This window comes from Streptomyces sp. 11-1-2 (assembly GCF_003595545.1).
Lineage (GTDB): Bacteria > Actinomycetota > Actinomycetes > Streptomycetales > Streptomycetaceae > Streptomyces > Streptomyces hygroscopicus_B.
The window spans coordinates 2,255,359-2,277,055 of the sequence record NZ_CP022545.1; the positions used below are offsets into that span (position 1 = coordinate 2,255,359).

The window sequence follows — 21,697 nt, forward strand, 5'->3', positions numbered from 1 at the left end:
ACGGCCGTGGAGAATCCCGTCCGATGTAATGGCCGGTGGCCATCTCCATGGCCTCGTAGCTGGTGAGACTGCGGCCCCATGACCCCGGAACGATCACGACCCGGTTGTGGAACTGGCCGGTGCGCGCAGCTCAGCCCTTCCCTCAGAACGGGTCACACCCAACTCGCGTACTCAGTCACAATCAGCGCCTGCGGTGCTGTCGCGCCGAGTCCCGCGGCCGTCAGCCCTCTCGCGCCATAGCCGCCATCAGTGCGTCCAGCAGGCCCGGTACCGCCTCTTGGAGGGCGGTGCGGCGGAGGCGGTGTCCGCGGGAGGGGCCGACCATGACCGGATGGAGGATGCCCGCCTCGACCAGGATCTTGAAGTGGTGGGTCGCGGTGGATTTGTTCAGGCCCTCGTAAAGGTCTGAGCAGGGCGCTTCGGCGGCGGGGTGTGTTGCCAGGCGGCGGACCATTTCCAGGCGTACGGGGTCTGCGAGTGCACGCAGCAGTTTCTGGACGGCGGCGACGGGCGGCAACTGGTCGGGTGGGGTCTCCCAGGACGGCATCGGACAACTCCAAGTTTGACGGACGTCGTACTTCTCCCTAGCATCCACGAAGTACGATCTACATCAAACTTACCAGGAGTCCTCGTGAAGGCACTCTCCCCAGGCCGTCGCCCCCAGCCATGGAGCTACCCGGCCCTCCTCGTCCTGCTCATGCTCGGGCAGGCGACCTCCGCCATCCCCTCACCGCTCTACTCCCTGTACGCCGAGAAGTGGGACTATCCGCCCTTTCTCACCACCGTCATCTTCGGCGCTTACGGGGCCGTGGCAGTCGTCGCGATCCTCGTCTCCGGGGCCCTGTCCGACCGGTACGGCCGACGGCCCGTGCTCCTCGTCGCCGTCCTGCTGCTGCTCGCCGGGCTCGTCGTCTTCGTCTTCGCCGCGGGGCCCGGATATCTCGTCGTGGCGCGGATGCTCAACGGCCTGGGGATCGGCGCGATCGTGGTCGTCGCCGGGGCCGCCCTGCTGGACGTGAGCCCAGAGCGGGCAGCCCGCAGCGGGACGCTCACCGCCATCGCGTTCAACGTCGGCATCGCCGTCGCCGCGCTCGGCACCGCGGGCCTCGCCCAGACCGGCTTCCACCCCCTGCTCCTGCCCTACCTCGCCGACGCGCTCATCGCCCTCGTCCTGCTCGTCCTCCTCGTGGTGATGCGTGAGCCGCACCCCTCGGCCGGTGCCGCGCCCCTGGGGATCCCCCGCCCGCAGGTACCCAAGGAAATCCGCGGGCGCTTCGTCTTCGCCGTGATCGGCGCAGGCGCCGCCTGGGCCGTGCTCGGGGTCTGCTTCTCCCTCGAACCCTCGATCGCCGCCCACGCCGCGCACGTCGACGGACCGTTCTTCGGCGGTGTCGTCATCGCGGCCGTGACCCTCGCCGCCGCCTCCACACAGGTCGTCAGTGCCCGCTACCCGGCCCGCACGGTCGCACTCGTCGGCGACACGGCGCTCGCCGTGCTCATGCTGGCCGGAGTAGGCGGCTTCGCGACCGGCAACGCCGTCGTCATCATCGTCACCGTCGCACTCCAGGGCGGCGCCTACGGACTCGCCTTCGGCGGCTCCCTGCGCCACCTGACCGCACACATCCCCGCCGAGCGGCGCGGGGCCGTCATGTCCATGTTCTATCTGCTCGCGTACGGCGCGCTCATCACGCCCACACTCCTGGTGGGCATCGGAGCGACCGTCTGGAGCGACACCGCAATCTTCCCCGTCTTCTCGGTGCTCGCGGCCCTCCTGTGCCTCTCCGCCGTGGTCGTCGAGCGGATGCTGGGGCGTCGAGGGGAACACCTTGCGGTGACGCGGACGTCGACTGCTGAGGTGCCCCGGATGAGCGAGGTCGACTGACCGGCAGCCCCATAGCGGGCCGGCACGCGGCACCGGGCAGCCATGCCAAGAGTGGCGCGCGGTGGCCCGGAGCCCGTCGTCGAGACGGACGGCACCCCGAGTGAGGTGGACGGCGCGGGAGCCGACCCCGAAGCCGCCGACCCGGCGCTTGATGACCTCCACGCCATCCTGAAGGCACACTCAGAGACAGCTCTCCAACTTGACGCCCCAGGTCAAAGGGCTGGTGCGATAGACCCTCGGAGTACTCGTGGCTGCCCGGTGCCGTCCGTCCCGCGTCGCTCCGAACGGCGGCCGGAGTCACGAGCAAGTGCTCAATGGGAGACCGGCCTCACCGGGCTCGGCCGTGACCGGACTCCACCGAGTAGCGCCGGGTCCGCCACACGGCTCACGGCGGCAAGTCCCTTCCCGCCGTGATTGATTCCGCACGGGGAGGTACTGCGGTCATGCCGCCAGGCGGGTGCCGCGGCGCCAGACGGCGCGGGTGTTGAGGGTGTCGCCGATGTTGCCGACCGGGTCGCCGTCGACCAGCAGAAGGTCGGCGCGGAGTCCCTCGGCGATGCGGCCCCGGTCGCTGAGGCGGAAGCGGCGGGCTGTGGTCGCGGTGGCCGCGCGCAGGGCCCGTGCGGGCGTGAGGCCGGCTGTCACGAGGTACTGCAGTTCGTGGTGCAGGCTCGCTCCGTGTGCCAGGCCCCCGAAGAACGTCTCGGGCATGGAGACGTCGGTGCCGGCCAGCACGTCGATGCCCGCGGCGTCCAAAGCGCGCACGGTGTCGTACACGTCGTCGAGCTTGCCCTGCGGGTAGCGGTTGTAGCTGGAGCGCAGGGTCTGGTCCCATTTGCTGTCGAGGCGTGCGGCGACCCGGGGGTCGTCGGCGAGTTCGCTGCCGGTGTTCCCCATCATCGAGGCGTTGAGAGTGATGCAGGGAATGACGAACATGCCCGCGTCCTTGATGAGGCCGATGATCTCGGCGGTGTGCGGCTGGTCCATGAACACGTGGGTGACGCCGTCGATGCCGGCTTCTGCGGCCATCCTGGTGGCCTCCAGGGTCAGCGCGTGGGCCACGGTAAGGGCGCCGTACTTCTTGGCTTCGGCCACACCGGCGTTCACGGTGGCCTGGTCGAGCGAGGGCAGCCCGGGGTGTCCCTCCACGCTGCCGTCGTCGATCATGAACTTGATGAAGTCGGATCCCCGGGCGAGGAGCTGGGGCACGAAGGCGGCCGCTTCCCCGGGCGTGGTGGAGAACGGCATCAGGGGCATCACCGGCGGGAGATCCCACTTCGGCCGGAATCCTTCGGGCATCAGCTGGCTCGGGTGACCACCGGGCGGTGTAATGGCGAAGCCGGAAGATCGCACGTCAGCCAGGGTGTCGTCGTCGGTGATGAGCCCCCGGTTCTCCCGTGTGTTCATCCCCTGCATCTCCAGTTCGGTCGTCACCCCGAACCGCAGGGCGAGCGCCAGGGACCCCGGGGCGGAGTGGACATGGGCGTCGATGAGTCCCGGCAGCAGTGTGGCGCCGCTGCCGTCGACGATCTCGCTGCCCCGAGGAGCGTCGCCACCGACACGGGCGATCCTCCCGCCGTCGATGACCACGGTCCGCACGCCTACCGTCTTCTCTCCGTCGAAGATCTGCGCGTTGGTGATCGCGGTGAGCGCCATAGCAGTCCGCCTCGTTTCCTCGCTCAAATTTACATACCCAACGCTATGCAATTGTCTAATGGTATGCAAATCTGCGGGCCGGCTCTAGACTCGGTCACATGAGCAGCGCGTCCTCCTCCGAGCGGCCCTCCGACGACCTGGCGCTGGACCAGATCGGCCCGGCACTGTCACGTCTACGGCGACGCGCACCGGCATCGAGCAAGGACCTCTCCCGCAATCTCGTACTCAACGTGATCGCCGACGCGCCGGGCGAGACGACCGTCGGCGGCCTCGCCGCCGAGATGGGCGTCGCCCAGCCGGCGGCCAGCCGGACCGTCGCCGCCTGCATAGAGGACGGGCTGCTGCGCCGGACGGCGTCCCAGTCCGACGGACGCCGTACCGTGCTCGAACTCACCGAGCACGGCGAGGCCGAACGCAACCGCTTCGCCGCTGAACAGCGAAAAGCGTTCCAGGAGATCACCGCCGCCTGGTCGCCGGAAGAGCGGATCCAGTTCGCACACCTCTTGGCCCGATACGGAGCTGACGCCACCGCATGGTCCAGGAAACAGGCCACAAGCCGCGACTGAACGAGCAGCGCCCCGACATCGAAGCATGGCAGGAGCCCGGGCGCCGATCGCGCTGACGGACGATCTGCTGATCCGACACCTCGACCTCATAGCGAAGCGCGAGGATCTCGGCGTTGTTCGCGGCGGTCGACCGGCCCAGCAAGAGAAAGGCAGCCCAGTAGTCGACAGAAGATCAGGTAGAGCAGTCGCAGACCCACAATCACTGATCATGCCCGTACTCGGGCGATCACAAAGCCCCAGGTCAACCAACGTACGGCAATAAAGACACCCTTCACCGACACCTTCCCCTCCTCGGCTCGGAGATCACCAACGCCGAGCAGGTGTCCTTCCTTCCCTAGGGCTGCGTGTGTGCGGTGGCTAGCTGGGCGAAGAAGGAACGCAATGGTCCGCTTCGTCCTCGTCTGCGCAGTTCGATCTTGCATTTTCCATGTAGCACCACTGCTTGAGCTGACCGGACGGCCGGCAATTAGAATCGCCTCTCATGTCGAAGCCTGACGAACTGCTCGTTGACGTCGCCGCCCTGGTGGAGTCCGGGCACAGCAATCAGATGTCTCTGACCGTGGTCGCCGGTGGTGCTGTCATCACGGGCCGGCTGGCTCCCGAAGCCGTCTGGAGGCAGCGGGTGTCGGAGGTCCTGGCGGACTCGGCCCGCCTGAGCGGTTTCTCCGCCGTCTTCACCGCTACGACGTGCAAGGAGGGGCCGCCCACGCATCTGCATTTCCATGTGGCGCGGATTCTGCAGGGCGCGGTGGGGATCCCGGAGACGGGCGGGATGTACCGCGTGGCGATCGAGGACGTCAGCGCCTGGACCATGGGCGACTTCAGCTACTCCGACCACTGACCCACCGTCGCGCCGAGAAACCCTCGGTACGCGGTGAGGGTCCGACCGGCACATCCCGGTCGGACCCTCACCGCTGTTTTGGTGGCGGCTCGCGCCTGCCCGTCGGTCAGACGGCCGCAGGGGCGCCGAGCATCGCGGAAGCCTGTTCCAACGGGTTGAGGACGCGCGCGGGCGCGGCGGCCTGGGGAAGGCCGCGGCAGGTGAAGCCGAGCTGGGTCATGGCCCGGAGGACTTCGCCGGCGCTGAAATCGCGGCGGTCCTGGCGTGTGATGACCTGGCCGACCTGCTTGACGGGGTAGGTGCGGCGGCCGATGATCACGGACTCGCCGGTGACCTGTTCGGGCTTAACGCCCTTCATGGATTCCAGGACGCCGCTTTTGGTGAGGTCGAACGGGAAGCGGGCGATGACACAGCGCATGATGCCTCACAAGGAGAAGAACGAATAGGGATGGTTCCGCCGCGTGAGGTGGTTCAGCGGCCGAGGGCGAGGACACCCGGAGCGCTGCCTTGTTTGTCGACGACAGGCAGGGCATCGTGCTGGCGGTAGCGCATCGCGTGCTCGGCTTCGGTCATCGTGGTCACGGGCGAGGTGAACGGCCCGCGGTCGCCGAGGATGTCGCGCAGCTGGACCCGGTCCGTGTACGTGGACCTGTCGCGGACTGCGGCGAGCTGGACCTGGGTGACCAGTCCGGTGCACAGGCCGTCGTCGTCGCAGACGAGCAGGTGCCCGGTGCCGGCGCTTGCCATGACGGACAGGGCGACCTCGATGGTCATGTCGTCGCAGACCTGCGGTCCGGCTGTGTCCATGGCGTCGGCCTCCGTCGTGGGCACGGGGGTGGCATTCGCCGAGCGGAGCTGCATCTGAACCAGCGTCAAAACGTATCTCCTACAGAGATGGGTCAGTTTTCTGATCACGAAGGTCCTAGGCCGCCTTCGCATCGAAGGAGGACTGCCGCACGGTCACGCGCCGGGCAGCCGAAGCGGGGCTGCGTCGGCCGCGTGAGGCCGCGCTGCGCTTACGCCGCTCGGCCACCGGCGCGGTGATCGTCACCGGGATGCCGGAGGGGGTCTGGGCACCGGTGATCTGGCTGAGTGCCGCTTCGCCGGAGCGGACCTGGGTGATCTGGGGCACGATGCCGGCGGCCGTCATGAGGCGGGTCATGTCGCGGCGCTGGTTGGGGGTGACCAGGGTGACGACGCTGCCGGTCTCGCCGGCCCGCGCGGTACGGCCACCGCGGTGGAGGTAGTCCTTGTGGTCGGTCGGCGGGTCGACGTTGACGACGAGGTCGAGGTTGTCGACGTGGATGCCGCGCGCCGCGACGTTCGTCGCCACGAGCACGGTGACGTGCCCGGTCTTGAACTGGGCCAGGGTCCGGGTGCGCTGCGGCTGCGACTTCCCGCCATGCAGGGCGGCGGCCCGGACACCGCTGTTCAGCAAATCCTGCGTCAGCCGGTCGACGGCGTGCTTGGTGTCCAGGAACATGATCACCCGGCCCTCGCGCGCCGCGATCTCCGTCGTCGTCCGGTGCTTGTCGGTACCGTGGACGTGCAGCACGTGGTGCTCCATGGTGGTGACCGCGCCTGCGGACGGGTCGACGGAGTGGACGACCGGGTCGGTGAGGTAGCGGCGGACCAGGAGGTCGACGTTGCGGTCGAGGGTGGCGGAGAACAGCATCCGCTGGCCCTCGGGGCGGACCTGGTCCAGGAGCGCGGTGACCTGGGGCATGAAGCCCATGTCGGCCATCTGATCGGCCTCGTCCAGGACGGTGATCGCGACCTGGTTCAGCCGGCAGTCACCCCGGTTGATGAGGTCCTTGAGGCGGCCCGGCGTAGCGACGACGACCTCGGCGCCACCGCGCAGCGCACTGGCCTGACGGCCGATCGACATTCCGCCGACGACGGTGGCCAGGCGCAGCTTCACCGAGCGGGCGTAGGGGGTTAGTGCGTCGGTCACCTGCTGGGCCAGCTCACGCGTCGGCACGAGGATCAGGGCCAGCGGCTGGCGGGGCTCGGCGCGCTGTCCGACGGTGCGGGCCAGCAGGGCCAGGCCGAAGGCGAGGGTCTTGCCGGAGCCGGTGCGTCCGCGACCGAGGACGTCGCGGCCCGCGAGGGTGTTGGGCAGGGTCGCGCCCTGGATCGGGAACGGGACGTGCACGTCTTGTGCGGTGAGCGCGGCCAGCAGCTGCTCGGGCATGTCGAGGTCGGCGAACGCCTCGACGGCAGGCAGCGCGGGAGTGATCGTCTTCGGCAGGGCGAACTCGCCCTGGGCCGCTGCGGGCCGCCGGCCGTGGCCGCCCGAGCGGCGCGGACCCCCTGAACGGCTCGGGGCGGGCGAGCCGAAACGGCTACCCCGGCCCGAACCGGCGCCGGAGCGGAAAGCGGGGCCGTCGGTACGGGTGCGGGAGTAGCGGCCGTTCGTACGGGTGGGGTTCATTGAGAACCTTCCTTGATACGGCACGTATCAAGGAATTCCCGCGGCGGAAGAGCAGCGCGGGGAATCGCAAGAACGGGCCGAATAGAATGCGAAAGTCAATATGGCTTGCAGTGAATCTGGCGCGGGCGCAGGCGATGAAATGGGTGACGTTATATGGACGTGAAATCCGCGACGTCGACGGGTGTAGCTCCGAAGTGACGCGCATCCCTGGGGAAGGGTCTGCGGGCGGTGTTGTCCCACAGGTGATACCACTGCGGGAAATGCCCGTAGCCGGGGCCCGCGCACCCGAGGGCTGCGGGCCCGGCTACAAAGTGCGCGTCAGCATCAGACGGGAACGATGTTCTCGGCCGTCAGGCCCTTCTGACTCTGCGCGATGTCGAAGGTGACCCTCTGCCCTTCGAGCAGCTCACGGAAGCCCTGGGCGGCGATGTTCGAGAAGTGGGCGAACACGTCAGCGCCGCCACCGTCCTGCTCGATGAAGCCGAAACCCTTGGCCGCGTTGAACCACTTCACGGTGCCAGACGCCATGTCATATCTCCTTTGGGGCAGTACGCCGGGATCCGCAATGCACGGATACCGGGTCGCCGCGATGATGCCCCACCCGGAAAATGACCGGAAATACGAAATGCTTCCAGCGGCTGGAAATACCGACGAGGGCGCTTTAAGTTTGGGAATCAAACTGCAACTGAGATCGACACTAGCATGCCGTAGCGGTCTGTGCACGTTAAATGATTCCACTCTGTTCGTTGCAGTAAAAACATTCTCCGCATGGCGCGCTAAACCCTCACGTCGCGGTCATAGATATTGATCCGCCCGGAGCGCAAGGTTTCAGGAAGAGCGGTCGCCGTTCACGGCTCGGAGGGCACGACTATTCCGGTGGCACGATCCGTACCGTTCAGCCCGGCGTCGACCTCATCGGCCCGTATGCCGGTCCCAACACGGATCAGGGCCGCGCAGCTGTTGTGCTGCGCGGCCCTCACCCCGTGCGCCACCCAGATCCCGCCACCGTCGCCTGAAGGCCGCCTTGGGTGATGTCGAACGTCACGCCCTGGCCTTCCTGAAGCTCACGGAAGCCCGAGGAGTTGATCGCGGAGTAGTGGGCGAAGACGCGCCGCCGCCGTCCTGGGCGATGAAGCCGAAGCCTTCCCCGCGTCGAACCACTTCACAGTTCCCGTAGCCAGTCTTATGCCTTCCGGTCGATGAACGCCTCCCACGACGTGTCGAAGGCGGAGGTGATCGCCCTGGTTCCTGCGGCACAGCACAGCAGAACGCCCACGCCGAGGACGTGGGCGAAGGGGAACTTCCGAACCATGACAGCTGACTCAGACGCTACAGTCCGCGCACCCTGTCACCACAGGAAACGACCCATGCGCCACGCCCCGCATGTGCGGGGCCGCCGGCACCCGGCGGGCGTGCGCCACCTCAGACCTCGGGCGGTGAATTCACAGATTCAGCGGCACGGCGGTATTCGGCGTTGATGCGCTGGGCTTCTTCGAGCTGGTCTTCGAGGATGATGATGCGGCAGGCGGCCTCGATGGGGGTGCCCTGGTTGACGAGTTCCCGGGCGCGGGCCGCGATGCGCAGCTGGTAGCGGGAGTAGCGGCGATGGCCGCCCTCGGAGCGGAGCGGGGTGATCAGGCGGACTTCGCCGATGGCGCGGAGGAAGCCCTGGGTGGTTCCGAGCATCTCGGCGGCCCGGCCCATGGTGTAGGCGGGGTAGTCGTCGTCGTCGAGACGGCTGTACGAGTCCTCTGCTGTCATTGCACCTCTCTGTGGAACGCGTGGAGGGGCCCTGGTGCCAATGGCACCAGGGCCCCGAAGGAACTGCTACACCATCTGCCGGCCCTGGTACTGCGCCGGCCTTCTGTTTCCGCAGACCCGACCTGAATGCTGTCGGGGGTGCGGGGATCGCGGTTGCTTGACCGAAGACCACCTCACTATCGATGTCCTGCGGTACCCGGGCTCAAGACTTCCGCCCGGGCGATCCTGATGGCGCGGGGCTCCTCCGTTCTTTCCCTCTGGATGAACTACTTACCAAACGGGAACTACGTACTGCTGGTACTGCGAACTGCGCTTACTGAACTGCTACTGCGGTACTGCTCACGGCGGCCCCTGATCACTGCGGGCCACCCGGTCCGGTCGTCAGCCTCGTCGCCGTCCTGCAACAACTCTGGCTTCGAAACTCCACCACCGCACCGTCCTACGAACTGCACCTGCGGGTACTGCTGCCCGGCAGTTCGTCTCTGCCGGGCCCTGCTTGATCTCGGCTACGAGAGAAACCATAACCACACCACCGCCCAATGTCTACTCCGGCCGACACAGATTTCCGTGTGCTGGTCAGCGAGATAGTCGTCCTGGATCACAGAAGGGCGTGCGGTGGCCCCACTCCAGCCGGGGACACCCGCTTTGACCAGCACCGTTGCGCCGGCCTTGACGCCGCGAACCCCACAGCTTCCCCGCCCGACTGCGTGAATGATCGGCCAGGCACGCTCCACAGCCGGGACTTCGAGCGGTTAACGCGCCGCGGGCCGGGGCACAAGCCCCGGGCGGACGAAGTCGGCCGCCCCTTGGGGGCGATCGACGTGCTCGTAGAGTTGGGCATCGGCCGGAGCTGGCCGCCATGGCATCCATGAGCCGCTCGTCGGTATTTACCGCTCTCGGCGAGCTTCAGTCGGCCGGCATCCTCACGCCCGGTCGTCGCCACCTGATCGTCAAAGACATGGCCCGGCTCAAAGCACTGGCCCAGGGCGAACAGCTTCCCGGCGGCACCAGCCGCACGGGCGATGCATCTGCGATGTGACGCATCGCGTGCTCGTACGTCCAACGCTGGACCTTCCCCTCCCTGCTTCTCCACGAGGGTGGCGCCCGCCGTGACGCACGGCAGACCACACGTCTCGTCATGAGAGGAGCGGCACGACATGGAACCCAACTCACTGCCGGAGTGTCGGGGCGGACCAGGAACAGAAGGTGCCGCGGTCTGTCTTTGGGGAGGTGGTGGAGCGCGCCGGCGAGGATGGCGCGGTCAGTGTCGGTGAAGGTCGGCTTGCCGGCCCGGCGTCGCAGGACCAGCAGTTGGTGCCGGAGTACGAGGAACTCGATGTCTTTACCTCTGTTGCTCATCGGCAGGAGGCGTAGGAAGGCCAGGGTGTTGGTCGCGGCGAGGCAGGCCAGACGCGGCAGCACGACAGATCATGATGCCGCCGGAGCCTTGTGCAGGTGAAGACCTCGGGGCGAGCGTCGGCCAAAGTCGAAGATCTCTGGTCAAGCTCTCACCTGCGTGGATGATTTACCGGCACCCGCAGTGTCCTGCCATCAGCGTTCCAGCAGTACCCGGACGTCCCAGGCGTTCAGCCGCAGCTCCTCCCCCGCCTGGTGATCCGTGCCATCGAGCACGTCCCGGACCGCGGCGGGGAGCGGGGCCGGTACCTCGTCCCAGGACCAGTTGTGCACGAAGCGCACCCTGCGGCCATCGGGAGCGGTGGCACCCGTGCTGGTGACGCTCTCCTGCGCGAACCTCCAGCCGTCATCCTGCCCGGGGATGGCCCACCGGAACAGCGACGCGGCGAGGACCGGGTCCGGTACGGTGCCCACACAGGTCAGCCGTCCGTCGCCGTGGGAGCGTGTGGTGACGGCGGGCCAGCGGCCGAAGTGCGGGTGGTCGTATCCGGCCAGAACCTGTGCGCCGTCGGCCTGGAGGCCGTCGACCCAGCGGGTGGCCGCCGCACCGGCCGGCAGCGCGAGGGGGGAACCGGGGGCGGGGTGGACCGGCACGTCCTCGGAGAGGTTGCTGAACTCGTCGTACCAGGCCCCCGCCGCCTCCGCGAGGCGTGCGGGCATGACGTCGGTGCGGGCCCTGGCACACAGGTCCCCGTAGCCGGTACGCGGGCCGAGCACGAGGTGGCCGCCCGCGGCAGCGTAATCGGCGAGCCAGTTGAGCGTCGCATCGTCCGCGCTGTACAGGCCCGGCACGACGAGGACCGGATGCCGCTCGGCGGCTTCCCTCGCGGTGGTGTCGGTGAGACGGTCGGCGTGCAGGAGGCGGATCTGGAGCCCGGCATCGAACGCGCCCCGGTAGAAGGGGTCGAAGACGCCCTGGTACGAACGCCGGTCCGGGCCGCCGTCCGGCCCGGCCAGCGGCGGCTGGAACGCCAACGCCCACTTGCTCGGGGACGAGTAGACCATCGCCACGTCCGCGTCCGGTGTCAGCCCGGCGACCAGGTCGCCCGCGGCCTCCAACTCCTTGCCGATGCGGGCGATCTCCCGGTAGACGCGCCCGGGGCGGCCGCTGTGCGGGAGCACACCTCCCCAGTACGTCTCCGTGCCGAAGTGCAGGGTGTGCCAGTGCCAGTACTCGATCATGCGGGCGCCGCGCGAGACCAGCGCCCAGGCGGCCTGGCGCCACTGTCCGTCGTAGGCTGGCCGGTTGTTCCAGGAGTGCCCGATGGCCTGGGCATCGGTCTCGGTGACCAGGAACGGCTCCTGGCGTGAGGAGAACATCCGGTCCGCGCTGAGGTACAGCGCCCACGTCCCGTTGGTCGTCCATGCCTGGCCGCCGGTGCCCAGGTCGGGCAGGGCGAGGCCGTCCTGCATGGTGTAGTAGGGGTTGCCCGCGGTGATGTCGAGCCGGCTTGCGACGGCTTGATCGTCCAGGGCGGGCCGGTCGTAGGCGATGCATGTGGTGACGAAGTGCTCCGGGCGGGCGTACTCGCGCACGATGTCCGCCTGCCAGCCGATGAACTCCGTGGTCTGCTCGGCCTGGAAACGCCGCCAGGCCAGGTCGTACTGCGGCTGCGCGTTGCCGTCCGGAGTCCACAGGTCGGCCCAGGTGCACAGCCGGTGCGACCAGTAGACCAGACCCCATTCCCGGTTCAGCGTCTCCACATCGCCGTAACTCGAGCGCAGGTGGTCCACGAAGCGCTGGAAGACGCCGTGGTTGTGGAACAGTTCGTTCCCCGGCTCGTTGTCAACCTGGAAGCCCAGCAGTGAGGGGTGGTCGGCGTAGCGAGAGATGATCTTACGGATGACGCGCTCGGCGTGGAAACGGAAGGCGGGGTGGGTGAAGTCCTGTGCCGCTCGAAAAGTCATCGCCGCAGCTGAGCGGGGTGCGGTCAGTTCGCTGGGATTATGCCTTGCGTGATCGTGTCCTTGTTGTACAAGGTGCCCCGGAAGCTGCTGACGGTTCCATCGGTATTCCTCCGCCGTGGGACGGCGAAGGACGCGGAACTGTTGGTGCTGCGGCACGAGAACGCGCTCCTGCGCCGCCAGTTGACCGGACCGATCCGCTATGAGCCCGCCGACCGGTTCTGGTTCGCCGCTCTGTCCTGGCTGATACCCCAACGCCACTAGCCCAAGGTCTTCCCTGTGACCCCCGGCACCCTGCTTGCCCGGCACCGCAGGTTCATCGCCGCGAAGTGGGACTACACCGCGCGCCGTGGTACCGGACGCCCACCCACCACGGCAGCGATCAAGAAGCTCGTCGTGCGGCTGGCGAGGCAGAATCCGAGGTGGGGGCACCGGCGGATCCAAGGGGAGCTGGCCCGACTCGGGCATCGGATCGCCGCCTCGACGGTCTGGGAGATCCTCCACGCGGCCGGCATCGACCCCGTGCCACGTCGCTCCGGCCCCACCTGGCGCGAGTTCCTGACCACGCAAGCCGAGGGCATCATCGCGGCAGACTTCTTCCACATCGACACCGCCCCCGGCAGGCGGTTGTACGCGCTGGTGTTCGTCGAGCACGGCACCCGGCGACTGCACATCACCAGGGTCACAGCCCGCCCGACCCAGGACTGGGCGGTGCAGCAGGCGCACGGAATCTCACTGCCGACCTGGGCATATACATCGAGTCCCTGCGCTTCCTGCTGCGCGACCGCGATGGCAAGTACGGCGAGGCATTCGACGCCGTCTTCCGAGCCGAGGAGATGGAGATCCTCAACGGTGCGCCACAGGCTCCCCGCATGAACGCGCACTGCGAACGCATCATCGGCAGCATCCGACGCGTAGCCCTCGACCACGTCCTCATCATGAACGACGCCCACGCCCGCCACGTCCTCGCGACCTAAGAGCGGCACTACAACGAACACCGACCCCACCAAGCACGCAACCAGCTACCACCCGACGCCCACGAACAACCCGCCGCGGCACATGACCCGGGCACTCACAAAGCTGCGCACCCGGATCCTCGGCGGCCTCATCAACGAGTACAGATATGCGGCATGACGTGCAGCGATGACTTTTCGAGCGGCACAGGCGCGAGCGAAGCCTTCCCTCTCGGTTCTTTGCGAATTGAACAGTTCACTATAGATGTAAATAAAAACGATGTGACCTGGGATACATTTTAGAAATTCGGATGCAGTTCACTGCCCTAATGCGTACGGTCACTTTGACCGCAACGCGACAAGGGGGAACCGTGAAGCACGTCCGAGTATTATCGAGCATCGCTCTCGCTACGTTTACGCTACTGCCGCTGGCCGGTACTGCGTCCGCTTCCGAGTCTTCCAAGGATTCTCCACCCAGGGCCTATCGAGTGACCATCAGCGAGCATTCCAAGAGCTGGGTAACCTCGAAGGACGAGGGTAAGCCCGTAACAAAGAAGGCAAGCACAGCAACTCATTTCTTCACGCCGCAGGCCCCCGATTACAGGGGGAACAGCCAGTATGGCCACTTCACCGCACAGGTGAAGTACGGGTCTTCCAGCATTCGGTTCATGTGGAGTCACAAGCTCAACGGGAGGACGGCAGGTACTGCTACGGGGCCGATGAATGAGGTCGCTACAGCGACACAGAATGGCCGGCAGTTCGGCTACCGTGACACACATCGGAGCGTCCCGGCCAATTACCTGATCCATTCATCCTTCAAGGCCAAAACCGCACACTACGTCCTCAAGTCGGTAGACAAATTCCCCATGGCCGGAAACCGTACGCGCACCATCAACACGGTGTTCGAATTTACAATCACGCTGATCTGACCAGTCGGCGACAAGTTCGCTCCGATCCTAGGGCGACGGCCCCCACCTACGTGAAGATAATGCAGTGCCAACATGAAAAGGAGGCGAGGTGTCCCGAATCGAAGGACTGGCCCAGAAGGTGCTGCACGATCTTCACTGGGCCAGCGTTACAGAGGAACCAACTACCACATACACCCAGCCAAGCGCAGAAGGGTACGTGGAGGTCCTGGTCTCCGACAGCTCGGGTATGGGGGTCGGGTTCTCTGTCGACGCCAACGGAACGGATGCGAACATCCTCTACCAGCTCGCCGACCGAATCCCTGACGCGTACGTCGAGCTCTACTCCGTGGGCCTTCCGCCGGTTCCCGGCAGTCACCGGCCAGCCAGGCCTCGCCTGACACAGAACGAGGTCGTCTGGGAAGACCCTGATGAATCGGGCACCTGGCAGTGCCGAGTCGGTGCTTACCCCGGAACAAGCGCCGACGGTTCGCCCTCCGCCTGAACGCGAAGGCCAGCTTCATCACGCAGGCTCCGCCCGGGGCGGGGACATCTGGCCGTCCGAGTTGTTCGGCGGTGCAGTGCCCTGCCCCGGATCAGGATCCGGTTTGCGATGCCTGCTCACGAGCTACTCTGATTCCTCACCTCTGTAACCGCGTCATGATGACGCGGCATCAGGGGCAGCGGTAGAGCGCGCGGGAGCACCCGAGGGAGCGGCAGCGACGGGGCCGCCATCGACTGGCGCCCGGCGGCATTTTTCCCGGCTCCCGGCGCGCCGGACCCTGCGGGTGCCGATAAACCATCCACGCAGGTCGGGGGCCTGATCACGATTTCCGGTTCTCCTCGACGTTCACCCCGGGGCCTTCACCTGCGCAGAGCCCCGGCGGCATCATGGTCTGTCGTGCTGCCGCGTCTGGCCTACCTCGCCGCGACCAACGCCCTGGCGTTCCTACGCCTCCTGCCGATGAGCGACAGGGAGAAGAACGTCGAGATCCTGGTACTCCGGCACCAACTGCTGGTCCTGCAACGCCGGGCCGCTAAGCCGACCTTCACCGACACAGACCGCGCCGTCCTCGCCGGCCCGCTCCACCACCTCCCCAAAGACAGACCGCGGCACCTTCTGCTCCTGGTCCGCCCCGACACGGCCCTGGTCCGCCGCGGGAACTCTCCTCTTGGCCACTGATGGAGACCACCTTTCGGTGGCAGGGACGGGCCCCGGCGCAGGGTGGCTGCTAAAGATTCCCGCAGTCCGGCATCAGCCACGTGGATGCCAACGGCCTCTTCGTCATGCCCGACGCCGGCGCCCCAAGCGGGAGACTCCATTGGCTGACGTCGTCGCCCTGGTTTGGCGGATACTTACCGGCATTGTGATCCCTGACACGCACAGGCTGAGGGGGATTGGGCTATCCGCCAGGTGCTAGAAGCTCGGTCGCCAAGGTTTTCTCGCTAGCCGCCCACGACGCCAACAGGGCCAGATTGTCAGCGGCCGGCCCCTCCGCGGGTGCGGTGTAGACATTCAACTGCAGGCCAGGTTCGGTGGGCAGATCCATGGACTCGAAGTCCAAGTCGAGCCGGCCCACTACCGGATGGTTTACACGCTTGCTCCCGTATCCGTGCAGCCGCACGTCCTGAGATGCCCACTGCTGCCGGAATAGCTCACTGCACGTTGACAATTCGCCAACAAGGGCGACGAGCTCCTCGTCGTGCGGATCGCGGCCGGCTTCCATGCGCAGCATCGCGGCCGCATTTCGTGTGACCTGGTCGTAGTCGACGAAGAACGTCTTGGCTGCGTCGGGATTCAGGTACACGAACCGCGCGGTGTTGGCGGGGCGTCGCGGGTCTGCTAGCACCGGTGAATACAGGGCTCGGCCAAGTTGGTTCATGGCGATCACGTCCTGGCGGCCGTTGCGGATCCACGCCGGTGCATCGGTAATGGCGTCGAGCACTTGTTGCAGCGCCGGGCGCACCGTCGCCGCGGGCTTGCGGCGGCGTCGACTGCTGGGTGCCCCGGACTGGCGCGCGAGGTGAAACAGGTGATCGCGCTCCGCGTCGTCGAGTTGTAGGGCCGAGGCCAACGCGTCGAGCACGCCCTCGGAGGTACCGGCCAGGCCGCCGCGCTCCATACGCACGTAGTACTCAACCGACACTCCTGCGAGTAGCGCTACTTCCTCGCGACGCAGACCCTTGACCCGGCGGTGGCCACCGTAGGCGGGCAGGCCTGCCTTATCGGGCGTGATGCGGGAGCGACGTGACCTCAAAAACTCCCGGATCTCGGTGCGCAAATTAATCGTGGCGGCCATCCCCTCATCGTAGCGCCCGGCCCGCAGGCGAAGGGAGGTACCGCTAATACCCCGAAGCCTGCAATGCACCCCTCACCACCCACACATGTCGCCGCGACGGCTTGGCATCGCACCCAGCCGTCCCCATCGTCACCAATCGTTACCCTCAACGACGGCGCCGACTGCGATCGAGCGCGGCGACCGGAGCGCTGCCGGGAGACGGTCGCCGCAGTCGTTGCCGCACGCACACGACCAAACGCTGAACCCGTTCGGTAATTCTCGTGTCGGTTCGTTGGCGTCGATGATGTCCTCGCCCAGGTGCTGTCCCGCGATCGGCCTTCGGCTTCGATCCACCGCAGGGCCGCGGGCTGTCGGGCGCGCTTCCATCGCGAAGGCGGCAGTTCCAAGGAGCTCGGGCACTGTGTGTGAGTGACTGTGTACCCGACGGGGCCGATGGCCTGCCCGTGCGGGAGGTATCGGGTGGTTACGCAGAGCGGTGGGACACCTGGTGTCTCAGGGGCCGTGGGTCCCCGGCGCGCCGTATCGGGCGAGCATGGTCAGCACCGCTTGGTCGACCGCGTTGGTGATGGCGGAGTCGTCGGGCTCCCAGCGTGCGAGCAGCATCCGCGGCCAGAACACGTAGTTGGAGATCATCCCGAGGAATTGGGTCGCCGCCATCTCCGCATCGTCAAGCCGGGCTGTACCAGCGGCGTTCTCCGCCGCCAGGTAGCGGCGGACCGATTCGAAGTAGGGCATCTTGCCGAGCTTGAACTGGGTCTCGCCGAGCTCCGGGAAGCGCGGTACCTCGGCGATGACGATGCGGAAGAGGGCGGCCATGCCGGGCTGGGTGAGAAGAGCCACGTATCGGCGTCCGATGGTCTCAAGCCCTGCGCGGAGGTTCCCTGGCTCGGGGAGGAGTGCCTCCTCGTCGCCGACCTTCCAGTATTCGGTGACGATCGCCTCGAACAGGGCCGCCTTGGTGGTGAACTGCTTGAACAGAGTCGCCCTCGACACTCCGGCCGCCTCGGCGATGCGGGCCAGCGAGGTGCCGTCGTAGCCGGAGTCGAGGAACAGCTTCGTCGCTGCCTCGATGATGGACGTCCGCTTCTGCGCCGCCACGCGCCGGTGATATTCCGAAGGCTGTGCCGTCATGCCCTCCAGTATGCCTCTCGCTGCGAGGTGAGTCACTTGACTCACCTCTAGCCCTGCTCTTACCTTGAGAGAGGAGGTGAGTCACACGACTCACCACTAATGTAAGCCTGGAAGGATGCATCATGGGACGCTTCGAGGGCCAGACCGTCATCGTCACGGGCGGCAGCGGAGGCATGGGCAGCAGTCATGTGCAGGGCTACCACGCCGAGGGGGCGAACGTCGTCATTGCCGGCCGCGACGACGACACCGGCCGCGATCTCGCTGCTCAGCTCGGTCATCGGGCTCTGTCCGTTCACCTGGATGTCGCCAGCGAGGACGACTGGGCGGCGGTGGTGCGAGAAGTCGAAAGCCGCTTCGGGCCGATCACCATCCTGGTGAATAACGCGGGAGTCCAGAACCCCGCGGTCCCTATCGAGCACACCGAACTCCGCACCTGGGAGCACACCTTCAGCGTCAACGTCACCGGCCAGTTCCTCGGCATCAGGGCCGTGGCTCCGTCGATGCGCAGGGGCGGCGGCGGAACCATCGTCAACATCGCCTCGACTATGGCCCACGTCGGCACGGCCTTCTACGCCCCCTACACCGCCAGCAAGTGGGCCGTGCGCGGACTGACCAAGACAGCCGCGCTGGAGCTGGGGCGGGACAACATCCGGGTCAACTCCATCCACCCCGGCGTCGTCTCCACACCGCTGATCAACGAACCCGCCGTCGCAGGCCAGCCGGCCATCGCCGACTTCTACTCGCCCGATCCCTTCGCCATCCCCCGCCTCGCCGAACCCTCTGACATCACCCGCCTGTTGCTCTTCATCACCTCCCAGGACGCATCTTTCGCTACGGGCTCGGAATTCGTCCTGGACGGTGGCCTGCTGCTCGGCCCTGCACTCCAACCCGAAGCCGACATCGCAGCTTGAGCTGACATTGCGGTACGGAGTGTGCAGTCGTGGGCGCCCATCTTGTTCAAGGCGAAGCGACCTTGTCTTGCGATGATGACGGGCTGTGGCAGTTGTGATCACGGCGTCCGAGCCGTCCTGGATAACTCCATTCACTGAGCTGAGCCCGCGCTGCTTCGGCAGGTTGGCGGCCGCGTTGCGACGGGAGGGCGCGGATGCGGTGCGGCGGGGCCGTCCGTGGAGTCTGCCGCTGGAAGACCGCGTGCTGCTCGTGACAACCTACTGGCGCACAAACTTGACGATGCGCCAGCTTGCCCCGCTCTTCGGTATCTCGAAGACCGCGGCCGACCGCATCATTGACCACCTCGGCCCCCGGCTCGCGCTCCAGCCTCGTCGGCGGTTCCGCAAGGACACCGTGCTCATCGTGGACGGCACCCTGGTGCCCACTCGCGACCATTCGATCGCCGAACAGTCCCAAAACTACCGCTACTCGACTGCCCATCAGGTCGTGATCGACGCCGTCACCCGCTTGGTCGTCGTGGTCGGCCGACCGCTGCCCGGCAATCGCCATGACTCCCGCGGCTGGGAGGAATCCGGCGCCAAGGCCGCCGTGGGCACCACCACGACGATCGCCGATGGCGGCTACCAGGGCACCGGACTGGTGATCCCGCACCGGCGAGCGGCCGGGCAAGCCGAACTCCTGGCCTGGAAAGAGGAACACAACCGGTCCCACAAACAGGTTCGCGCCCGCATCGAGCACACCTTCGCCCGCATGAAGACCTGGAAGATCCTGCGCGACTGTCGCCTCAAAGGCGACGGCATCCACCACGCCACGCTCGGTATCGCCCGCCTGCACAACCTCGCCACCGCCGGATAGACGGTCCCGACGAGCGATCCGCGCAGAGCTGACATGGCCCCTCAAAGTTCATTACGGGACCCCTTAGGCGGCCTACGCGGTTGTGGCGATGCCGCCGTCGACGGGGATCACGGCGCCCGTTAGGTATGCGCCTGCCCGGCTGGCGAGGAACACGGCGACACCCGCCATGTCGTCGTCGCGGCCGATCCGGCGTAGTGGGGCCGACGCCGCGATCGCCTCGCCGAGCTCATCGAGGGTTGCAGCCATCATCGCCGACGGGAACGGTCCCGGCGCCACGGCGTTCACGGTGACGTGCTGCGGTCCTAGTTCCTTGGCGAGCACTCTGGTGAGTTGATGCAGCGCGGCCTTGCTGCTGGAGTACGAGTAGTTGGGCCGCTGGGGGATGTGGATGGCGGCGATGCTGCCGATGTTGATGATCCGCGCGGGATCGTCGGCGGTGCCCGCCCTGCGAAGTGCGGGCAGCAGCGCCTGGACTAGCCAGAACGGCGACTTCAGGTTGAGGTCGACGACCGTGTCCCAGGCCGCGTCTGGGAACGTCGCCAGCGGCTCGTCCCACATGGCGCCCGCGTTGTTGACGAGGATGTCGAGACGCTCCGAGTCGGCGGTGACGAGGTCGGACAGTCGCCGACACTCGTCGTGGCGGGACAGGTCGGCGGGGATGGCCCGCACCTCACCGAATTTGGACAGCTGTTCCTGCGCCTGAGCGCAGGCTTCTGCGTTGCGTGAGCTGATGACCACGCGGACGCCCGCCTGGAGAAGGCCACGCGCGATCATCATCCCGATGCCTCTGGTGCCACCGGTGACGAGCGCGCGCTTTCCACACAGATCGAAAAGTTCTGCATGCGTTGTGAATTGGTTGTCTACCACTTGCCGCGCCTCCTCTGTATGGCTGAGAACCTGTCACAACAAGTTGGGCGGGCTTGCAGGCGACAGGGAGACCCTTGTGATACAAGTACTGCCAGAGCCCCTCTCCTGGTGGATGGACTGTTTCTGCGTGCGTTCAAAGGCGCTGGCACATCCGGCCCGGATCCAGGCGTCGGAAATCTTGACCGAAACAGGCCGCCGGGCCGCGACTGGCTGTCTCCGCCACCTACCCACAGCACGCCACGACTCCTCGTGCAAGACGCGTGCGGAGCGCGAATTCAAGACTTTAAGCATCCCGGCGCGCTCGCTCCACTTAATCTCTCGTCGCGTGGGGGCGATATCCGGCATGAGTTCGCCGCAGAACGTTGAGGGTAGGGCGCAGGGTCCCGGCAAAGTCGCATTTCAGCAGGTCAGCAGCAGTTGGACGGGGCGGTGCGGGTTCCAGGCGTGATGTCGCAGGGCTTGGGTGATGTTGGTCGCGCCGTGCAGGCGCAGCATGCTGATGGCGAGGTTGCGTAGTGAAGCCATGATGCGCGGACCGTTGCCTGTGCGGATCTGGGATCGGTCCTCGTCGAAGGTGACGTCGCGGACCCAGTGCGGTCGGTTTTCGATGCGCCCGTGGCCGCGTGCCCACGCGGCGAGCTGGCGCGCGGTGGCCTGCTCGGCGGTCAGGCTGGTTACCGCGTGGGCGATCTCGGTGGTCCATTTCGTGCTGTCGAGCCGGCGGGTCTTGCGGGTGATCTGGATGGCTTGGCGGGCGTGCGGAAACAGGGTCCCGGGGGCGATGGTGACGACCTTGACGCTGCGCCGCTCGATGCGGCCCTGGGCGCGGTCCTCGCTGTTGTCCACGACCGGAGCGTCCTTCCACGGCAGCGCCTTGATCTGCGTGAACAGTGTCGGCTGGTGGCCCTTGACCGTCAGCAGGTAGTGGGCGCCGCGTTCGAGCACGAGGTAGTCGGCGTGGCCACGCTGGGCGTGCAGCGCGTCCGCGGTGACCACTGAACCGGTCAACTCGACGGTGTCGAGCAACGGCGCGAACTCGGTGATCTCGTTGGTCTTGCAGCCGACCTCGCGCTGCGCCGGCACCACCCCGTGGCCGTGTTCGATCGCCCCCAGCAGATGCCGCGGCTCGACGTCATGGCCACCCGAGCCGCGCACCCGCTTGCCATCCACCGCGATCAACCGCCGGGCGGCTCCGACCGGCTCGGTTCACGCGGCCGCCCAGCAACCGATGCGAGGTCCAGTTGATCGCCGTCCAGCCACTGCAACACGCGGCCAGACGGCCTACGACCTGCAGCGACGTATTCCTGAACGGC

22 protein-coding genes and 3 pseudogenes are annotated in these 21,697 nt (G+C 66.9%); 11 read left to right on the forward strand and 14 right to left on the reverse strand.

All coding sequences use genetic code 11. The features are described from left to right. Positions 1-220: 220 nt before the first annotated feature. Positions 221-547 carry a helix-turn-helix domain-containing protein gene (locus tag CGL27_RS09245; protein WP_078644787.1) on the reverse strand — a complete coding sequence of 109 codons (327 nt, stop codon included), beginning with the start codon at positions 545-547 and terminating at the stop codon, positions 221-223. Positions 548-631: 84 nt separating this feature from the next. Here CGL27_RS09245 and CGL27_RS09250 point away from each other — a divergent pair, with 84 nt between their 5' ends. Continuing rightward, a complete protein-coding gene (locus CGL27_RS09250) occupies positions 632-1,882 on the forward strand; it encodes an MFS transporter (RefSeq protein WP_119985860.1) in 1,251 nt (416 codons plus the stop codon). 441 nt (positions 1,883-2,323) lie between these two features. Here CGL27_RS09250 and CGL27_RS09255 read toward each other — a convergent pair whose 3' ends face one another. Then, entirely contained in the window at positions 2,324-3,538 is a 1,215-nt protein-coding gene (locus tag CGL27_RS09255) for an amidohydrolase family protein (RefSeq protein ID WP_119985861.1), read from the reverse strand. A 98-nt stretch (positions 3,539-3,636) separates the two neighbouring features. On the opposite strand from CGL27_RS09255, the gene CGL27_RS09260 reads away from it, so the two are divergent. Both CGL27_RS09260 and CGL27_RS09270 read left to right on the forward strand, forming a co-directional pair. Next, positions 3,637-4,104, forward strand: coding sequence for a MarR family winged helix-turn-helix transcriptional regulator (locus tag CGL27_RS09260; RefSeq protein ID WP_119985863.1), 468 nt, complete (start codon positions 3,637-3,639; stop codon positions 4,102-4,104). Between the two features lie 481 nt (positions 4,105-4,585). Continuing rightward, complete coding sequence (locus CGL27_RS09270; RefSeq protein WP_119985865.1) at positions 4,586-4,945, forward strand: hypothetical protein; 360 nt, start codon at positions 4,586-4,588, stop codon at positions 4,943-4,945. Between the two features lie 106 nt (positions 4,946-5,051). Here the strand turns inward: CGL27_RS09270 and CGL27_RS09275 are convergent, their stop codons facing one another. The 7 genes and pseudogenes from CGL27_RS09275 to CGL27_RS09300 form a co-directional block, all read right to left on the reverse strand. Then, complete coding sequence (locus CGL27_RS09275) at positions 5,052-5,363, reverse strand: SCO5918 family protein (RefSeq protein ID WP_078644780.1); 312 nt, start codon at positions 5,361-5,363, stop codon at positions 5,052-5,054. Between the two features lie 53 nt (positions 5,364-5,416). Further along, positions 5,417-5,821 (reverse strand): CBS domain-containing protein, encoded by a 405-nt coding sequence (locus CGL27_RS09280; protein WP_119985867.1) that lies wholly within the window; start codon positions 5,819-5,821, stop codon positions 5,417-5,419. A 46-nt stretch (positions 5,822-5,867) separates the two neighbouring features. Beyond that, positions 5,868-7,379 (reverse strand): DEAD/DEAH box helicase, encoded by a 1,512-nt coding sequence (locus tag CGL27_RS09285; RefSeq protein WP_119985869.1) that lies wholly within the window; start codon positions 7,377-7,379, stop codon positions 5,868-5,870. A gap of 324 nt (positions 7,380-7,703) precedes the next feature. After that, a complete protein-coding gene (locus tag CGL27_RS09290) occupies positions 7,704-7,907 on the reverse strand; it encodes a cold-shock protein (protein ID WP_078644772.1) in 204 nt (67 codons plus the stop codon). Between the two features lie 448 nt (positions 7,908-8,355). Further along, positions 8,356-8,560 (reverse strand): annotated as a pseudogene (locus tag CGL27_RS09295) (cold-shock protein). Positions 8,561-8,562: 2 nt separating this feature from the next. After that, positions 8,563-8,691: a hypothetical protein gene (locus CGL27_RS53075; protein WP_257789980.1), complete on the reverse strand. Its 129-nt coding sequence runs from the start codon at positions 8,689-8,691 to the stop codon at positions 8,563-8,565. A 110-nt stretch (positions 8,692-8,801) separates the two neighbouring features. Further along, positions 8,802-9,140 (reverse strand): MerR family transcriptional regulator, encoded by a 339-nt coding sequence (locus CGL27_RS09300; RefSeq protein WP_119985871.1) that lies wholly within the window; start codon positions 9,138-9,140, stop codon positions 8,802-8,804. Positions 9,141-9,990: 850 nt separating this feature from the next. Between CGL27_RS09300 and CGL27_RS09305 the strand changes: the two genes are divergently transcribed. Together CGL27_RS09305 and CGL27_RS49900 are read left to right on the forward strand one after the other, a co-directional pair. After that, on the forward strand, positions 9,991-10,179 hold the full coding sequence (locus tag CGL27_RS09305) for a helix-turn-helix domain-containing protein (protein WP_346345782.1): 189 nt from the start codon (positions 9,991-9,993) through the stop codon (positions 10,177-10,179). Positions 10,180-10,370: 191 nt separating this feature from the next. Then, positions 10,371-10,514 carry a hypothetical protein gene (locus CGL27_RS49900; RefSeq protein WP_162952925.1) on the forward strand — a complete coding sequence of 48 codons (144 nt, stop codon included), beginning with the start codon at positions 10,371-10,373 and terminating at the stop codon, positions 10,512-10,514. Positions 10,515-10,691: 177 nt separating this feature from the next. Here CGL27_RS49900 and CGL27_RS09315 read toward each other — a convergent pair whose 3' ends face one another. Next, positions 10,692-12,464: a beta-galactosidase gene (locus tag CGL27_RS09315; protein ID WP_119985875.1), complete on the reverse strand. Its 1,773-nt coding sequence runs from the start codon at positions 12,462-12,464 to the stop codon at positions 10,692-10,694. A gap of 48 nt (positions 12,465-12,512) precedes the next feature. On the opposite strand from CGL27_RS09315, the pseudogene CGL27_RS09320 reads away from it, so the two are divergent. The 4 genes and pseudogenes from CGL27_RS09320 to CGL27_RS09335 form a co-directional block, all read left to right on the forward strand. Beyond that, a pseudogene (locus CGL27_RS09320) lies at positions 12,513-13,595 on the forward strand (integrase core domain-containing protein). A 307-nt stretch (positions 13,596-13,902) separates the two neighbouring features. Further along, the gene (locus CGL27_RS49905) at positions 13,903-14,343 is read left to right on the forward strand and encodes a hypothetical protein (protein WP_162952926.1); all 441 of its coding nucleotides are present in this window, start codon (positions 13,903-13,905) and stop codon (positions 14,341-14,343) included. An 88-nt stretch (positions 14,344-14,431) separates the two neighbouring features. Continuing rightward, on the forward strand, positions 14,432-14,824 hold the full coding sequence (locus CGL27_RS09330; RefSeq protein WP_240450419.1) for a hypothetical protein: 393 nt from the start codon (positions 14,432-14,434) through the stop codon (positions 14,822-14,824). 396 nt (positions 14,825-15,220) lie between these two features. Further along, a pseudogene (locus CGL27_RS09335) lies at positions 15,221-15,463 on the forward strand (integrase); the annotation flags it as partial. Positions 15,464-15,722: 259 nt separating this feature from the next. On the opposite strand, the gene CGL27_RS09340 reads toward CGL27_RS09335, so the two are convergent. After that, positions 15,723-16,619, reverse strand: coding sequence for a helix-turn-helix transcriptional regulator (locus tag CGL27_RS09340; protein ID WP_119985881.1), 897 nt, complete (start codon positions 16,617-16,619; stop codon positions 15,723-15,725). A 492-nt stretch (positions 16,620-17,111) separates the two neighbouring features. Beyond that, a complete protein-coding gene (locus CGL27_RS09345) occupies positions 17,112-17,750 on the reverse strand; it encodes a TetR/AcrR family transcriptional regulator (protein WP_119985883.1) in 639 nt (212 codons plus the stop codon). A 122-nt stretch (positions 17,751-17,872) separates the two neighbouring features. Here CGL27_RS09345 and CGL27_RS09350 point away from each other — a divergent pair, with 122 nt between their 5' ends. Together CGL27_RS09350 and CGL27_RS09355 are read left to right on the forward strand one after the other, a co-directional pair. Next, positions 17,873-18,661 (forward strand): SDR family NAD(P)-dependent oxidoreductase, encoded by a 789-nt coding sequence (locus CGL27_RS09350; protein WP_119985885.1) that lies wholly within the window; start codon positions 17,873-17,875, stop codon positions 18,659-18,661. Between the two features lie 85 nt (positions 18,662-18,746). Next, a complete protein-coding gene (locus CGL27_RS09355) occupies positions 18,747-19,517 on the forward strand; it encodes a transposase (RefSeq protein ID WP_119985887.1) in 771 nt (256 codons plus the stop codon). Between the two features lie 72 nt (positions 19,518-19,589). Here the strand turns inward: CGL27_RS09355 and CGL27_RS09360 are convergent, their stop codons facing one another. Beyond that, positions 19,590-20,384 carry an SDR family oxidoreductase gene (locus CGL27_RS09360; protein ID WP_119985889.1) on the reverse strand — a complete coding sequence of 265 codons (795 nt, stop codon included), beginning with the start codon at positions 20,382-20,384 and terminating at the stop codon, positions 19,590-19,592. Between the two features lie 399 nt (positions 20,385-20,783). Beyond that, on the reverse strand, positions 20,784-21,563 hold the full coding sequence (locus CGL27_RS09365) for an ISAs1 family transposase (protein WP_119985892.1): 780 nt from the start codon (positions 21,561-21,563) through the stop codon (positions 20,784-20,786). Positions 21,564-21,697: the final 134 nt, after the last annotated feature.

Excerpts from the sequence above, each read along its gene's own strand:
- CGL27_RS09260 (WP_119985863.1), top strand. The coding sequence starts at position 3,637 with ATGAGCAGCGCGTCCTCCTCCGAGCGGCCCTCCGACGACCTGGCGCTG.
- CGL27_RS09285 (WP_119985869.1), bottom strand. The coding sequence starts at position 7,379 with ATGAACCCCACCCGTACGAACGGCCGCTACTCCCGCACCCGTACCGAC.
- CGL27_RS09290 (WP_078644772.1), bottom strand. The coding sequence starts at position 7,907 with ATGGCGTCTGGCACCGTGAAGTGGTTCAACGCGGCCAAGGGTTTCGGC.
- CGL27_RS09300 (WP_119985871.1), bottom strand. The coding sequence starts at position 9,140 with ATGACAGCAGAGGACTCGTACAGCCGTCTCGACGACGACGACTACCCC.
- CGL27_RS09255 (WP_119985861.1), bottom strand. The coding sequence starts at position 3,538 with ATGGCGCTCACCGCGATCACCAACGCGCAGATCTTCGACGGAGAGAAG.
- CGL27_RS53075 (WP_257789980.1), bottom strand. The coding sequence starts at position 8,691 with ATGGTTCGGAAGTTCCCCTTCGCCCACGTCCTCGGCGTGGGCGTTCTG.
- CGL27_RS09350 (WP_119985885.1), top strand. The coding sequence starts at position 17,873 with ATGGGACGCTTCGAGGGCCAGACCGTCATCGTCACGGGCGGCAGCGGA.
- CGL27_RS09340 (WP_119985881.1), bottom strand. The coding sequence starts at position 16,619 with ATGGCCGCCACGATTAATTTGCGCACCGAGATCCGGGAGTTTTTGAGG.
- CGL27_RS09315 (WP_119985875.1), bottom strand. The coding sequence starts at position 12,464 with ATGACTTTTCGAGCGGCACAGGACTTCACCCACCCCGCCTTCCGTTTC.
- CGL27_RS09275 (WP_078644780.1), bottom strand. The coding sequence starts at position 5,363 with ATGCGCTGTGTCATCGCCCGCTTCCCGTTCGACCTCACCAAAAGCGGC.
- CGL27_RS09245 (WP_078644787.1), bottom strand. The coding sequence starts at position 547 with ATGCCGTCCTGGGAGACCCCACCCGACCAGTTGCCGCCCGTCGCCGCC.
- CGL27_RS09345 (WP_119985883.1), bottom strand. The coding sequence starts at position 17,750 with ATGACGGCACAGCCTTCGGAATATCACCGGCGCGTGGCGGCGCAGAAG.
- CGL27_RS09270 (WP_119985865.1), top strand. The coding sequence starts at position 4,586 with ATGTCGAAGCCTGACGAACTGCTCGTTGACGTCGCCGCCCTGGTGGAG.